Origin of the sequence: Paenibacillus sp. 4624 (assembly GCF_050435065.1) — a bacterium.
In the GTDB taxonomy this organism is placed as follows: Bacteria; Bacillota; Bacilli; order Paenibacillales; family Paenibacillaceae; genus Paenibacillus; species Paenibacillus amylolyticus_D.
In genome coordinates this window covers 263,921-277,739 of sequence record NZ_JBNDJR010000009.1, presented here as the reverse complement: position 1 = coordinate 277,739, position 13,819 = coordinate 263,921, and the positions used below count along the sequence as shown (strand labels likewise).

Below are 13,819 nucleotides of genomic sequence, written 5' to 3'. Positions count from 1 at the left end.
TGGAGCCCGGCTGAATGCAGCTTGGCTCTTTTTTTGCGAGATAAGGCGTACGAAAAGAGAACAGTTGTGCATAAAATAATGGGGTCATTTCTCGCGTTGACTTGCGGGTGAGGGAATGATAATATACTAATATCTTCTTAATACTCACTAAACTTATCGGATTAAACATAATTAATGAAAATACGTTGAATATACAACAAGGAATTAGGCGCAAGGTCATCATGGAAAGGGGAAATCGGTATGGAACGTCAGATCAGCATTCGTCACGGGGAAGAGGAGTTAACTGCGACCATTCACTATCCGGTTGTAAAAGATATTAAAGAGGAGACACGTCAGCAACGTGTGCCTCTGGCTGTCATATGCCACGGCTTTGTGGGGAGTCGAATTGGAGTGGACCGATTGTTTGTGAAGACAGCTCGTGAACTCGCGGAAGACGGATATCTGGTGCTGCGTTTCGATTATATTGGTTGCGGAGAGAGCAGCGGGGAGTACGGAGCAGAAGGATTAGAATCCATGATACTGCAGACTCGTTCTGTGCTGGATTATGCTGTGAACTGCAGTGATGTCGACCCTACACGTGTGACTCTGATCGGACATAGCTTGGGTGGAGCTGTTGCGCTGTTGACTGCTGTACGTGACAAACGGGTTAAAAATCTCGTCATGTGGTCCGCTGTCGGTTATCCGTTCAACGATATCGTGAAGATTACGGGTAGGGATGTGTATGACGAGGGTGTGAGAACAGGGGCTGCCGATTATCTTGGTTATAAATTTACGCCTAAATTCTTTGACTCTTTGGCAGAGCATCAGCCATTCCAGGAAGCTGTGAAATTCGGTGGAGATGTGCTGGTTGTGCACGGTACTTCGGATGAAGTCATTCCTGTGGATTATGCATTCTTGTATCAAAAAGTGTTCTGGATGCGCCAGGAAGGGCGCTGCGACAAGGAAATCATTTTCCAGGGCAATCATACCTTTTCATCTGGTAAGGAGCGTGAACAACTGATCACACGTACGAGAGAATGGCTCGGAGAGCGTCAGAAGATTGAAGAGAACTGGCAACACTGGATGATCTAAGCGATAAGCCTTACGTCATCATTCAAAAGTCACGGGTATTAACTTGGAAAAGCGCTTGCTTCGGGGTAAAATAGAAAGGTAAGCATCCTATCCGTGTCTGGAGGTTGGCAGCGATGACATTACCTGCACTATTCATTGCGCATGGTTCTCCTACGCTGGCGTTGGAGAGCAGTGATTACACTCAATTTTTGAACGAGCTTGGAGACAGGCTGCCGGCTCCAAAGGCCATCGTTGTATTCACCGCACACTGGGACTGTCCCGAGCCTTCGGTGACGATGGATGAGTCCCATCAGACCTTGCATGATTTTTACGGATACCCTTCAGCGTTGTATAACATACAATACCCTGCAGTCGGGCAGACCGATGTTGCGAGCGAGATTTGTGCGTTATTCTCCCGTAGCAACTTGCCACATCGACCTGTTCGTGAGCGTGGACTGGATCATGGCGTATGGGTGCCGCTGCTTCATATGTACCCTGAAGCGAGCATACCCGTGATTGCGGTATCGGTCGACTCGCTCCGTTCCCCGCAAGAGCAGTATGATATCGGGCGTATGCTGGAGCAGCTCAGACATGATAACGTGCTGATCATCGGCAGTGGTGGAACAGTGCATAACCTGAGAATGCTGGCACAGGATGATGAGCCGCAGGATTGGGCCGCAGAGTTCGATGACTGGCTCGCTGAGCGTTTAGAGCAATGGAATACCAGAGAATTGTTTTTGTATGACAAAAAAGCCCCTCATTCTCGGACTGCCGTTCCGTCTTATGGCATGGAACATCTGGCGCCATTGTTCTACGCAATGGGCACAGCAGATATGTCTCGCACAGCGAAGCGATTATTTCAGTCGTATGCCTGCGGCACGTTAAGTCTGAATTGCTGGCAGTTTGGCGACGGCTTATAACTGGAAGCAGATGAGAACAGAAAAGATTGATCCAGATGGCGAAATGAAGAATACAGTACTATGAATATAAATAAGCAAAAAGGTTCCTGCGGTCAGTTGATTGACTGCATGGAACCTTTTTTTGGTTTTGGTGTTCAGAGAGCAGTATAGCGTTGTTATATAGTGAGGTACCTTCTGTATACGAACTGTTTAGGATTATTTGCGAAGTTCGAACAACTCACATTCGGTACGTGAGTGATAGGCCAGTTCACTGACACTGGATTGAACAACAACGGTTTTCTCGTCAAAACGAATGATGATACCTCCGGAGTCGATCTGGTGGTTATCTTTGAATACCCGGATTTTATGTTTTAAGGTCATGGCTTCCTGAAAATCGGCGTCGGTTTCGAGACGGCGCTGCGTCGGCATAGGGATACTCCTTTGGTTTGTTAGACTTTATAACCATCATAATATGGGATTCTACTGGTGAGCAAGTGTAGAGACTTGAATGCACAATGGTTGAAGATGGAAGAATGATTGGTAATAAGAGCCGATCAGCATAGTTAGTCAGGTTCTGAACAAACGAATGAAAATCATGCAATAAAAAGCCCTGCTCCAAGGGGAGGGAGCAGGGCCGAATTTCTTATTATTTTAGCGTTTAAGCTGTTCTCTTCGTTGGTGTAATGGTTGGCGTGTCTGTTGGCTGAATAGTTCTGTCCTTTTTGAACAACCCGCGAAGGTAAGGCAGTACCCAGTGATCCAGACCGATTTTACCAGCGTTTGCACCAGCTACGACGATGAAGATTTCCATCACTACCAGTTGAGCATTCGTGCTTACTGTACCCGAGAAGAGGAACGCGAAGTTCATGACCATCGCCATCAGAGCTGCCAGTGTTGTGAAGCATCCAAGAATGAGTCCCAAACCTACCAGGAATTCACCGAGCGGGATCACGAAGTCGAACAATCCGGCATTCGGAATGGCGAACTTTTCAAGGAACGTTGCCCACCAAGCTTGAACGGCTGGATGATCGCCTGTTGCTTTTTCAAGTGCTCCTGTGAGGAACCCGCCAGCTTGGAATCCGCCAGTCAATTTGCTCCATCCGTGAGTCATCCAGTCATAACCGATGTACACCCGAAGTACTGTTAAAATCCACATTGCCACTTTGTTTTCTCTAAGCCATTGGTTGAAGCTGAACATATAAACCACTCCTTTTATTTAATCTAGTGTGTGTGTTGTTTTTGTTTTTCTAAGTGATCACCTTTGATGTCTTTATTGTATATTCGAAAAGGTGTTTTGTTTGTGATTAAAATCACAATCTAGTTCAAATTTTAAGTAAGGTTTGAGAAGTTCACATTTAGGACATATTTATTTGCTTATTTCATGGTTCAAAGATAACTTTTGAGACAGGACAAGGCTTGGAAGACGCAGACAAAACGGAAACGTTGTGATTAAATGGAAAGAAATACGTGAGATGGTTGCCTGCATGAGAGGAATATCACATGACGAGTAGAAGAAAGTCAGCCAAATCGTTCAGGAGGTCCTATATTGAAGTTTTTTTCTTGGAACAAAGCTTTATCAGCTGCATCGATCTGTCTCCTTGCCGTTAGTCTTGCTGCTTGCCAGAATAAGGAGGCTGCCCAGATTCCTCAGCCGAAGCCTGTGCCCGAACCGATTCAGGAAGAGAAACCGGTGGAGGAACCCGCTGGTTCTGCCTTCATCGCACCTTTTACAGGACTTGCTGTGGAGAAAGCTCCAACTTTGCGGCCTCTGGCGGTCATGATCAACAATGCACCTGCCGCCCGTCCCCAATCGGGACTCAGCGCCGCGGATATTATCATTGAAGTGCTTGCCGAAGGCGGCATTACACGTTTCATTGCTATTTTTCAGAGTGAAGGTGGAGCAGAAACCGTCGGCCCAATACGCAGCATTCGTCCATACCTGATTGAGCTTGGCGAAAGTTATGACGGGGTGCTTATTCATGCCGGAGGCAGCCCGGAGGCCTATTCCATTTTGCAAAAACAGCGGAAACAGCACATGGACGAAATTTCGAATGGCGGGCCGTACTTCTGGCGTTCCAAAGAACGCAAAGCGCCTCACAATCTATATACATCTGTGGACAAGCTTAGAGAAGGTACGGACAAGAAAGGGTACAGCCATGAATTCCAATCTCCTGTGTACAAGTATGACGAGGCAGGAGCTACCTCCACTGGGGAGAGCGTGAAGCAGTTTGAACTCCATTATTTATTGAATAGTTACAAAGTTACGTATGATTATGATGAAGTTAGCGGACGATATATGAGAACGGTGAACGGGAAGCCAGATCAGGATAAAGATAACGGTAATCAGCTTGGTGCAGCCAATATCATTGTTGCTGGGGCAGACCATAAGGTGCTCGACGATGTAGGCAGGTTATCCGTGAACGTGGATGATGGCGGAGAGGCGATGCTGTTTCAGAAGGGCAAGATGATTCGTGGGCAATGGGTGAGAAAAGCGGGAGATATTATTCGTTTCGTCAAAGATGGGCGTGAAGTGAATCTCGTACCAGGGAAAACCTTCATTAACATTGTGCCGAACCATCCGCAGTTTGCAGATCATGTGAAGCTGACGGAGCAATAATAGGCCAAATACAAATGTCGGAACAACGTAATGAATCACGTTTGAAATACTGAAATGAAAGAAAGCGATGAATAGGGCTAAAATGGGTGACGATGTGTTGTCGTATCATAGCGATTTTTATGAAAATTGTTTTGGGTCACGCGTCGACTTTTGTGGAGTTTTGTAAACGCAGTGTAAAATATGAGTCTGATTTTGCCATAATTCCAAATATTTAAGATTCATTTCAGGTTAATATGAGAAGAATATAAAAAAGGATCGCAGCTTTTGTACAAACCATGAAACAAATATGATAAGATATCAAAGGTTGTCATTTCATGTTTCATCGGTTATCGGCGCAATTTCTCGAAGAGGGGATAGAGCTATGAAGATTAAGAAGAAGAAGGACATATTTTTTGAAACACTGGAGAATATGGCAGATACGGTTGTTCAAGCGGCAGATTATTTCTCCCAGCATGTTTCCAACCTTCAGGATGTAACTCTTTTTGCTAATGAAATGAAAAAGTACGAGTCACAATGTGATGACTACGTGCACACGATCATTACAGAACTCAACAAAACATTTATCACGCCGATCGAACGCGATGATATTATGGAACTGACAACAACTCTTGATGACGTATTGGACGGAATTGAAGCAACTGCTTCCCGTTTCTATATGTACAATTTGGTGGAACCAGACGAATATATCATTCAATTTGCAGAGATTTTGCGCGAATCGGCTTACGAAATTCAGAAGGCGATTCATTTGTTATCCCAGAAAAAATTGCTGGCGATTCGTGAATATACGATTCGTCTGAATGATTTGGAAAACCAAGGCGACGAAGTATTGCGTAACTGCATCAAGAATCTATTCGCTACTGTATCCGATCCGATTGAATTGATCAAGCGCAAAGAGATTTACGAACGTCTTGAGACAACAACGGATGCTTGCGAGCATGTTGCGAACGTTCTTGAATCCATCATCATGCGTAATTCTTAAGGAGCCAGAGAATAATGGAAACAACGATTTGGGTATTAGGTATAGTCGTCTTCCTTGCACTGGCGTTTGACTTCATCAACGGTTTTCACGACACGGCTAATGCCATTGCAACATCGGTATCCACACGTGCACTGACGCCGCGCCGCGCCATTATTTTGGCGGCCGTGATGAACTTTGTAGGTGCGATGATGTTTACAGGTGTTGCGAAGACGATTGGGGGGAGCGTGACGGACCCCACCAAGCTCGATAACGGGATCGAGGTTGTCATCGTCACCTTGATTGCCGCGATCATCTGGAATTTGGTTACCTGGTGGTTTGGAATTCCTTCATCTTCTTCACATGCGTTGATCGGAGCGCTCGCGGGTGCAGTGCTCGTTGGAGCAGGCTCGGACAAAGTGAAATGGACTGGATTTATTGATATCGTCGGAGGTTTGCTGTTGTCACCTCTGATTGCTTTTGCCATTGGTTATATTGTCATGATGATTCTTAAATATGTGTTTGCCAAACGCAGTCCACACAATGTGAATAAAGGCTTCCGTACGGTACAGATCTTCACGGCTGCCCTGCAGGCATTCACGCATGGTACCAATGATGCACAGAAGGCGATGGGGATTATTACATTTGCACTCGTCGCGGCCAAGGTACAGGATCATCTTGAAGTACCACTATGGGTTAAAATTTCAGCAGCAACAGCTATGGCCCTGGGGACATCGGTGGGTGGTTGGAAAATCATCAAAACGATGGGGACTAAAATTTTCAAAATCGAACCAATTAACGGCTTTGCGGCCGACTTATCTGCTGCCTCCGTTATTTTCTCAGCAACACTGCTGCACCTTCCGGTAAGTACGACACACGCAATTACATCGGCGATTCTGGGTGTAGGTTCAGCGAAACGTTTCTCCGCTGTAAAATGGGGACTGGCTGGACGTATCATCATTACGTGGTTTATTACGATTCCAATTACCGGAGCACTTGCAGGTCTGTTGTACTGGATTATTTTCTAAATAGTTATCAACAGAAGAGTCGAGTATCCGCCCGATCGGATACAGTAAGTGAAGGACGAACCTGTTCATAACGATGTGAATATCGGGATATGTGGATAAATATACAATGAGTTGAATAAATGCCTGTGCACGAAGATGTGGACAGGCTGGATATGTGGATAGCCATCCGTGGAATGATAAACCAAAAGAAACCTTCCTGTGGATACAGGGAACTGTGGATAGGGGAAATGAGAGAAGCCAACAGGGTTGGCTTTTTTTGTTGTCCAGGTTGTACAATGAAATCAGAACTTCGATAAGAGACAAGGACGTGGTCTAATCCATGATTCGTACACTTGCGATTACACGGGATCATCAAGTCACGGTAAACATGCCGCTTGAACAGCTGGATTTACACGATTATGCCTGGGTATGGGCAGATTTCAACCAGCCTACCGAAGAAGAAAGTCGGCTGCTGGATACATATTTTCATTTTCACCCACTCGCCATTGAAGACTGTCTGCATGTATTGCAACGTCCCAAGCTGGATTACTATGAGAATCTGCAGTTTCTTGTGTTGCATGCACTGAATCCAGCCACGCTTGAGGCAGAAGAGGTGGACCTGTTTCTGGGACAGAACTTTCTGGTGTCATTCCATCATGGAAGATTGGAAGAAGTGGACGAAGCCTGGGACAGACTGCTGAAACACGCGCATGAGCGTACAATTTGGGCAAGAGGGCCGGTGGCGGCAGCATATACAGTAATGGACAAACTGGTCGATCATTATTTTCCATCACTGTTTGCTATTGAGGATGAGCTGGCTGAACTGGAAAATCGGGGTGGTCAGGAGTCAGTAGAAGAATTGATGAATCAGGTGTTTGACCTGCGCAGTCGACTCCTGAAGCTTAGACGCACTGTTGTCCCCATGCGGGATCTTCTTTACCGGGTCGTTAACTCGCAACATGTACAGCGAACAGGGGAACATACGGCATATTTCACCGATATTTATGACCACCTGCTCAAACTGACAGATATGATAGAAGCTGATCGGGAGATGACGGCAGACTTGCGCGATAGCTATATTTCGTTGAATTCGAATCGGATGAATCAGATTATGAAAACACTGACGGTCATTACGACGGTATTTATGCCACTCACTCTAATTGCAGGGATTTACGGCATGAACTTCGCCCATATGCCGGAGCTTAAGTGGAGGTATGGGTACGGCGCGGTACTGTTACTGATGTTTGTCCTGGGAGGCTGTATGGTGGCCTGGTTTGTGAAGCGCGGCTGGTTTAAATAAACAGGATAACTACTTGATGAATAAAGAGAGAAAAAAAGGCCGTCAGGTGAACCTTGTGGCAAACGATATACGTTGCCCCCAAGGTTGTTTGTTGCCTGACGGCTATTATCTGACTACGCTTCTATCCACATGTGCATAAGTGATTTGCTCATAGAGACTTGTGCATAACTAAAATGAAGTTCACATTTCGATGTTCAGTCCACCTTAAGCACAAAAGAAACGGTTTCCGTATCTTGCCCATTCACAACGATCGTGAGCATATGCAGTCCCGCGTGATATTTACGTGTCGTAATGAGTTTGAATGATTGTTTGGTATGGACGGTACTGCGACCGTTTGCATACATTTTGTCCGAGCACTTAAAACGTTTGGGTGCCTGTTTGCCGTTAGCCTTCATATAACCAATCTCATATTCAAGCCTCAGCATCTGCGGTTCGCCGCTCGTATTAACCACATCGAATGAAAAATGAAGATCCTCACCCGTGGCAATCTGATCCCGATCCAGCTTCAGGTTTTCAATATGAACAGCCTCCTGCTTGTGATAGCCGAACAGGCTCAGTGCAACAGGGTGCCCTTTCTTCAGCAGTGAACGACTTGCGTGGCGGATAATCCAGTCGGTATGCGCGTTCTGACCGTACCATGCTTGAGCTAAGTCCAGAACAAGATCAGGGTGATCCTTGGAAATATCGTTCAGATGATTCGCTACACTTTTTCGTACATAGAGGGACTCATCCTGCCTGAGCGCATGCAGGATCGGAAGCGTTGGTGTAGGATCAACGATCAAATCCCCAAGCTTGGCTCCCCATGGCAAACGAGGGCGGCTGCCTTCGCTGGCAAGCCTGCGAATATGCTCATCACTGCTTTCTGTCCATTCCATCAACTGTTTCAACGTCTTAAGCGGATAACGCTGGATGAACGGGCGCACCGCAAATTCAGAACTTGAATAAGGTGTGAATACCTTAAGATATTTCATCGATAACTCGTAGTTTTCATGGGCAAGTCCGTTCACTTCAATGAAATCAGGCACAAAAAGGTACTCAACCCCGCGCAATTGTGGAGCTGCCTGTTCAAGGATATGTAAGGCTTGTTCGTAATCGGCGGGCAGAACCTGGGTCAAAGATTCCGTAATTCGGCGAATCCTTGCTTTGAACTCCAGAACTTCCCAGCCTTCAGCGAAAACCAGTTCGCGAAATTGCTGTGTTTGTAACTCTGGATAAAACTGCCGCAATTGATTGGCAGTTCGATCAATGAGAGCAGGTGTATATTTATCTTTGAACAGTTCCATGGTCTGCCTCCTTATATGTAATCTCTAGTATACCTCATTTTCCAGGATAAGAACATAAGTTCTTGGTATTCGTTATTCAAAAGGAAAAGGGTTAAGGCACCCGCCTTCGTGAAGGGAGTGCCTGAATAGAGTTAACTTTTGCGTCTTTTGGGACGCGGTTTGGATGCTGCGGTTTTTCGGCGAGCCGGGGAACTGGTGCGTTTCCGCTGTGTGCCCGTCGTTTTTTTGCGGCGTTTGCGCGGGCGCGGCTTCGAGTATTCTTCGAAGTCAGCGTCGGCTTCGCTGCTACTGTTTTTATTTTTTCCAAAAGGCAGAATGCCCATCACCAGTTTCATCATCGGGGCCATCTGCTGAATACCGCCAACGACCTTTTGCATTTTGGCCACGCCGTTCATAATACCGTCAATGCCGCCGAAGCGGTCAATCATGCCTTTTAATTCACCTAGGTTGGCGAGAGAAAAGCCTGAGCTGCCTGAAGAGGCAGGGGTTTGAGTCGGAACGACTGGAGCAACGGGCACGACGTCGCTTCCATAAAGCCCTCCGCTGGGTGCGCCCTGCCCATAGGGTACAAGACCGGAAGCTTCAACCTCGGCGAAGCCCGGGTAAGTCGGATTAACCCCAGGGTACATCGGCTGGATCTGAGCTTCATTTAGAGAGCGCGGCACATTTCCATACGGGGCGTAGGCTGAGGTGCGAGCCTGCTGATGGCCTTGAGGAGCCGGACGTTGCCGTGTTCCTGGCGGGCGATGATAGTAATGCTGTGGCATGAACGATCACGTTCCTTCTATATTAGATTTTTCGGAATTGCGTTCCACCGAGAAATCAATCCTGTGAAAATCATGGTATACAAGCGGGGTGGAACTCCCTTTTGATATACTGTATGTCATTCGCGGAGAGGCGGCGTAGGCGGGTATCACGGAAAACGGGATATTTGCGGAAATGGGCGCAAATCATGCCAGAGTTTGTAAGATGGTTTTCAGGAAGAAAAATGAATTTTGGACACAAATTTGTAACAATTAGCAGGTTTGAAATCCTAGATTAATAATCGGAAATGAGCACCCCTAAAGGGGCAATTATCGCAGTTTTTATGCTCGTTGTCCGCCTCTGGAGGACAATAGTATGTTTTGTAAGCGGTAACATGTGTTTTTGTTCTGTAGTGCGTGAAATCGTTAACGCTTGAAATACCAACTCAGGCTAGGTACAATGGATGTACACAGTAACCGCTAGGGGATGATGATAAAATGCAGCTGAAAAAGCTAAATGATAAAAGCATTGAACAACTATTTGAGGCGATCCTGACACTTAAGGATATTGAAGAGTGTTATGTCTTTTTTGATGACCTCTGCACCGTGAACGAGATTCAATCCATGTCCCAGCGGCTGGAAGTAGCACGTATGCTTGGCAAAGGCAACACGTACAACCAGATTGAAGCAGAGACGGGCGCGAGCACGGCTACGATTTCGCGTGTTAAACGTTGTCTGAATTACGGGAATGACGGTTATAAAATGACGCTGGAACGCCTGGGGCGCTAAGTCATGAAGAAGCCGGGTGTACTCATCATTAGTCACGGTTCTCAGGAGAAAACCTGGGTAGAATCCGTCGATGACGCGATTTCCCGGTTGAATCTGCCTGATCCGTTACCTGTTGAAGCCGGATTTCTGGAATTGGTGGATGGGCGTTTAATTCAGGACGGTATTAACCGACTGGAGGCGCAAGGTGTAACGGATCTGTTGGTTGTACCGCTATTTGTTTCCTCCGGCAGCACCCATGTGGATGAGATTGAATATGCAATTGGGGCGAAAGATGCACCTGAGCGTGAAACCGATCTCGAACCATTTGAGGTGAAGGCGCGGGTTCATTTTGGCTATCCGGTGGATAATGATCCTGATATTGCGGTGATGGTATGGGACAAGGTTCGGTCGTTATCACAGCAGCCTGAGCAGGAAACGATTTTGCTTGTCGGACATGGCAGTATTCACGATGGATTCCGCCAGCGCTGGGAAGCAGGCATTTCTTCGCTCGCGGAACGGGTGCAGCAGATCAGTGGCGTTGCTCATACAGACTATGCATTGCTTAATCCGGAAAGTGTATTTGATAAGGCAAAATACTGGAGCGAAGAGCGCGGCAGTCGCGTAATCGTAGCACCGCTGTTTTTGAGTGCCGGTTATTTTACCCAGCATGTAATTCCAGGTCGGCTTAAAGAGTTGGAATATGCATATAGTGGGGAAACGTTGTTGCCTCATCCGCTGCTTGGGCAGTGGCTGGAGCGCCAGATTCAGTTTTTGTTAGTGCAGTGCAACAGGGCTGTTCAAAGTTAAATAGCATCAAAGTGGGATTCTATTTAAAATGTATTCATGATAAAAAAACGGCAGAGATGCCGTTTTTTTTGTTTTATTTCGGACTTTATTTCGCTCTGCAAACGGTATCTCGAATCTAATCGAAATGATCAGAAGTGTTGAATGTGGAGTAAAAATAGGCCGCATGGAGAATGTAAAACTCTCTTTACAGCGGAGAATTTGTTTGATAAGATGTGCATGTCTTAATTGTTAACCATAAAAATTAATTTGGTTAACAATTAAATTAGTTAGATGATTTTGATGGAAAGGAGCTGTACGATGACACCATATGAACGGCTTGTAGCCATAGACCAGGCTCATGTCTGGCATCCTTTTACTCAGATGAAGGATTACAACCAGTCTGATCCCCTAATTATTGAACGAGGCGAAGGAGTTATGTTGTATGACGTACAGGGGAGGGCTTACTACGATGGTTTTTCTTCGGTTTGGCTTAATGTGCATGGGCACAATGTGCCGGAACTGAATGAGGCCATCACTGCACAATTGGGACGAGTAGCACATTCCACACTGCTTGGCATGGCTAATATCCCTGCAATTGAGCTGGCCGAGAAACTTGTAGAGATTACACCTCAAGGATTGACGAAAGTATTTTATTCTGATGCAGGCGCAACCGGGGTGGAAATTGCAGTCAAGATGGCTTTTCAATATTGGATGAATCTCGGGAAAACCTCCAAAACCAAATTCATCACCATGAATCAGGCTTATCATGGGGACACCATTGGCGCAGTGAGCGTAGGTGCCATCCCGTTGTATCATGACGTATTTCGACCGATGCTGTTTCCGTCTTATGTCGTACCCTATCCATATGCTTATCGACATGAGCGTGGTGCACATGGAGCAAAGGAAGCTACCCTGTCTGAGCTGCGCAAGATTCTTGAAACGAGTGCACATGAAATTGCGGCAATGATTGTCGAGCCGATTGTTCAAGGAGCAAGTGGCATCATCGTTATGCCCGAAGGCTGTCTGCGCGAGATGGCGACATTATGCCGGGAATATGACGTATTGTTTATCGCCGATGAGGTGGCTACAGGCTTTGGGAGGACAGGTATGATGTTTGCTTGTGATCATGAAGAGGTGTCCCCTGACCTGATGGTAGTTGGGAAGGGGCTGACTGGCGGTTATTTGCCTGTAGCGGCCACGCTGGCAACCGAAGAGGTGTATCGTGCTTTTTACGCGGATTATGAAGAGCAGAAAACTTTTTTCCACGGTCATTCGTTTACAGGTAATCCGCTTGGGTGTGCAGTCGCGCTGGCAAGCCTGAAACGATTTGAAGATCACCGTATGTTAGATGCTGTAAGGAGGAAAGCACTGTTGGTTGAGCACAAACTTCGTGCCATTCAGGATGCTCCGCATGTCGGAGAGATCCGGCAAAAGGGACTGATGGTGGGCATTGAACTGGTGAAGGACAAATCCACCCGGCAAGCGTATGAATGGGCAGAACGCATCGGCGTTCGTGTAACCGGGCGTGCCCGGGAACTGGGGATGCTGACGAGACCCTTAGGCCATGTCGTGGTGTTCATGCCTCCGCTTGCCAGCACCGATGCAGAACTGGATGCAATGACCGATATTCTGATGAAAGCCATTATCGATGTCACTGAGGGTGGACGTGTGAGATGAATGGAAAACAAGGGTTATTCGTAACAGGTACCGATACGGGTGTAGGCAAAACGGTAATTGCAGGTGCGCTTGTTGCTGCGCTTCGTGCGGAAGGGGGAAATGTCGGCGTTTGGAAACCGGTCCAGACGGGTGGACTTCCGGGTGACGGCACAACAGATGCAGAGCTTTTGCTGAAATACACGGGGATGGATTCCTACGCGGAGGATATTGCCTCGTTCACATTTGAGGCTCCACTTGCACCCATGCTTGCTGCAAAACAGGCGGGATTGAACATTACGTTACAGGATATTCTCAGTGCCGGGGAATCGATACGTAATCGATATGATTCCGTGTTTATTGAAGGCGCAGGTGGTGTAGCCGTTCCAATAACAGAGGACGCCTCGACGGCTGATCTGATAGCTGAGCTTCAGACTTCGGTATTAATCGTTGCAAGATCAGGGCTGGGTACGATCAATCATACGTTGCTTACGATGGAATACTTAGAACGCCGCGGAATTTCAATTCTAGGTTTCATTCTGAATGACGGTCTCTCAGGTGAGTTGTGCCTCGACCCAAGCGTGGAGACAAACGGGAGAATCATTGAACAATACAGCGGCATTCCTTGTCTGGGACATTTTCCCGAGCTTGCAGGAGAGATTGATTCCAAGAGGTTAATCCATGCGGTTCAGGCAACGATCAACCTTTCTCCCGTCAGAGATGCTTTGACCATTCGGAAAATGGAGGAATATCGATGA

14 protein-coding genes are annotated in these 13,819 nt (G+C 46.8%); 10 read left to right on the top strand and 4 right to left on the bottom strand.

Annotation, left to right across the window (positions count from 1 at the left end; all coding sequences use genetic code 11):
* Nucleotides 1-240: 240 nt before the first annotated feature.
* Together ABIE27_RS20995 and ABIE27_RS20990 are read left to right on the top strand one after the other, a co-directional pair.
* Nucleotides 241-1,071 (top strand): alpha/beta hydrolase, encoded by an 831-nt coding sequence (locus tag ABIE27_RS20995; protein ID WP_123064803.1) that lies wholly within the window; start codon nt 241-243, stop codon nt 1,069-1,071.
* 113 nt (nt 1,072-1,184) lie between these two features.
* The gene (locus ABIE27_RS20990) at nt 1,185-1,970 is read left to right on the top strand and encodes a DODA-type extradiol aromatic ring-opening family dioxygenase (RefSeq protein WP_429351400.1); all 786 of its coding nucleotides are present in this window, start codon (nt 1,185-1,187) and stop codon (nt 1,968-1,970) included.
* 195 nt (nt 1,971-2,165) lie between these two features.
* On the opposite strand, the gene ABIE27_RS20985 is transcribed toward ABIE27_RS20990, so the two are convergent.
* Nucleotides 2,166-2,378 carry a hypothetical protein gene (locus ABIE27_RS20985; RefSeq protein ID WP_123064805.1) on the bottom strand — a complete coding sequence of 71 codons (213 nt, stop codon included), beginning with the start codon at nt 2,376-2,378 and terminating at the stop codon, nt 2,166-2,168.
* Nucleotides 2,379-2,607: 229 nt separating this feature from the next.
* A complete protein-coding gene (locus ABIE27_RS20980) occupies nt 2,608-3,147 on the bottom strand; it encodes a DoxX family protein (RefSeq protein WP_123064806.1) in 540 nt (179 codons plus the stop codon).
* Between the two features lie 348 nt (nt 3,148-3,495).
* On the opposite strand from ABIE27_RS20980, the gene ABIE27_RS20975 reads away from it, so the two are divergent.
* From ABIE27_RS20975 to corA, 4 genes are all read left to right on the top strand, one after another.
* Nucleotides 3,496-4,566 (top strand): DUF3048 domain-containing protein, encoded by a 1,071-nt coding sequence (locus ABIE27_RS20975; RefSeq protein ID WP_429351399.1) that lies wholly within the window; start codon nt 3,496-3,498, stop codon nt 4,564-4,566.
* Nucleotides 4,567-4,927: 361 nt separating this feature from the next.
* A complete protein-coding gene (locus ABIE27_RS20970; protein WP_123064808.1) occupies nt 4,928-5,545 on the top strand; it encodes a DUF47 domain-containing protein in 618 nt (205 codons plus the stop codon).
* Between the two features lie 14 nt (nt 5,546-5,559).
* Nucleotides 5,560-6,549, top strand: coding sequence for an inorganic phosphate transporter (locus ABIE27_RS20965; protein WP_123064809.1), 990 nt, complete (start codon nt 5,560-5,562; stop codon nt 6,547-6,549).
* A 319-nt stretch (nt 6,550-6,868) separates the two neighbouring features.
* A complete protein-coding gene (gene corA / locus ABIE27_RS20960) occupies nt 6,869-7,828 on the top strand; it encodes a magnesium/cobalt transporter CorA (protein ID WP_429351398.1) in 960 nt (319 codons plus the stop codon).
* Nucleotides 7,829-8,022: 194 nt separating this feature from the next.
* Here the strand turns inward: corA and ABIE27_RS20955 are convergent, their stop codons facing one another.
* Entirely contained in the window at nt 8,023-9,111 is a 1,089-nt protein-coding gene (locus ABIE27_RS20955; RefSeq protein WP_429351397.1) for a DNA alkylation repair protein, read from the bottom strand.
* 131 nt (nt 9,112-9,242) lie between these two features.
* Nucleotides 9,243-9,878 carry a tyrosine protein kinase gene (locus tag ABIE27_RS20950; protein WP_429351396.1) on the bottom strand — a complete coding sequence of 212 codons (636 nt, stop codon included), beginning with the start codon at nt 9,876-9,878 and terminating at the stop codon, nt 9,243-9,245.
* Between the two features lie 474 nt (nt 9,879-10,352).
* Between ABIE27_RS20950 and ABIE27_RS20945 the strand changes: the two genes are divergently transcribed.
* From ABIE27_RS20945 to bioD, 4 genes are all read left to right on the top strand, one after another.
* Complete coding sequence (locus tag ABIE27_RS20945) at nt 10,353-10,643, top strand: YerC/YecD family TrpR-related protein (protein ID WP_017690665.1); 291 nt, start codon at nt 10,353-10,355, stop codon at nt 10,641-10,643.
* A gap of 3 nt (nt 10,644-10,646) precedes the next feature.
* Nucleotides 10,647-11,429 (top strand): sirohydrochlorin chelatase, encoded by a 783-nt coding sequence (locus ABIE27_RS20940; RefSeq protein WP_123064813.1) that lies wholly within the window; start codon nt 10,647-10,649, stop codon nt 11,427-11,429.
* 297 nt (nt 11,430-11,726) lie between these two features.
* Nucleotides 11,727-13,085: an adenosylmethionine--8-amino-7-oxononanoate transaminase gene (gene bioA / locus ABIE27_RS20935; RefSeq protein ID WP_240036893.1), complete on the top strand. Its 1,359-nt coding sequence runs from the start codon at nt 11,727-11,729 to the stop codon at nt 13,083-13,085.
* On the top strand, nt 13,082-13,819 hold the full coding sequence (bioD, locus tag ABIE27_RS20930) for a dethiobiotin synthase (RefSeq protein ID WP_123064815.1): 738 nt from the start codon (nt 13,082-13,084) through the stop codon (nt 13,817-13,819). Before bioA ends, bioD begins: the two co-directional genes overlap by 4 nt.

Excerpts from the sequence above, each read along its gene's own strand:
- ABIE27_RS20995 (WP_123064803.1), top strand. The coding sequence starts at position 241 with ATGGAACGTCAGATCAGCATTCGTCACGGGGAAGAGGAGTTAACTGCG.
- ABIE27_RS20990 (WP_429351400.1), top strand. The coding sequence starts at position 1,185 with ATGACATTACCTGCACTATTCATTGCGCATGGTTCTCCTACGCTGGCG.
- ABIE27_RS20985 (WP_123064805.1), bottom strand. The coding sequence starts at position 2,378 with ATGCCGACGCAGCGCCGTCTCGAAACCGACGCCGATTTTCAGGAAGCC.
- ABIE27_RS20980 (WP_123064806.1), bottom strand. The coding sequence starts at position 3,147 with ATGTTCAGCTTCAACCAATGGCTTAGAGAAAACAAAGTGGCAATGTGG.
- ABIE27_RS20970 (WP_123064808.1), top strand. The coding sequence starts at position 4,928 with ATGAAGATTAAGAAGAAGAAGGACATATTTTTTGAAACACTGGAGAAT.
- ABIE27_RS20965 (WP_123064809.1), top strand. The coding sequence starts at position 5,560 with ATGGAAACAACGATTTGGGTATTAGGTATAGTCGTCTTCCTTGCACTG.
- corA (WP_429351398.1), top strand. The coding sequence starts at position 6,869 with ATGATTCGTACACTTGCGATTACACGGGATCATCAAGTCACGGTAAAC.
- ABIE27_RS20955 (WP_429351397.1), bottom strand. The coding sequence starts at position 9,111 with ATGGAACTGTTCAAAGATAAATATACACCTGCTCTCATTGATCGAACT.
- ABIE27_RS20950 (WP_429351396.1), bottom strand. The coding sequence starts at position 9,878 with ATGCCACAGCATTACTATCATCGCCCGCCAGGAACACGGCAACGTCCG.
- ABIE27_RS20945 (WP_017690665.1), top strand. The coding sequence starts at position 10,353 with ATGCAGCTGAAAAAGCTAAATGATAAAAGCATTGAACAACTATTTGAG.
- ABIE27_RS20940 (WP_123064813.1), top strand. The coding sequence starts at position 10,647 with ATGAAGAAGCCGGGTGTACTCATCATTAGTCACGGTTCTCAGGAGAAA.
- bioA (WP_240036893.1), top strand. The coding sequence starts at position 11,727 with ATGACACCATATGAACGGCTTGTAGCCATAGACCAGGCTCATGTCTGG.
- bioD (WP_123064815.1), top strand. The coding sequence starts at position 13,082 with ATGAATGGAAAACAAGGGTTATTCGTAACAGGTACCGATACGGGTGTA.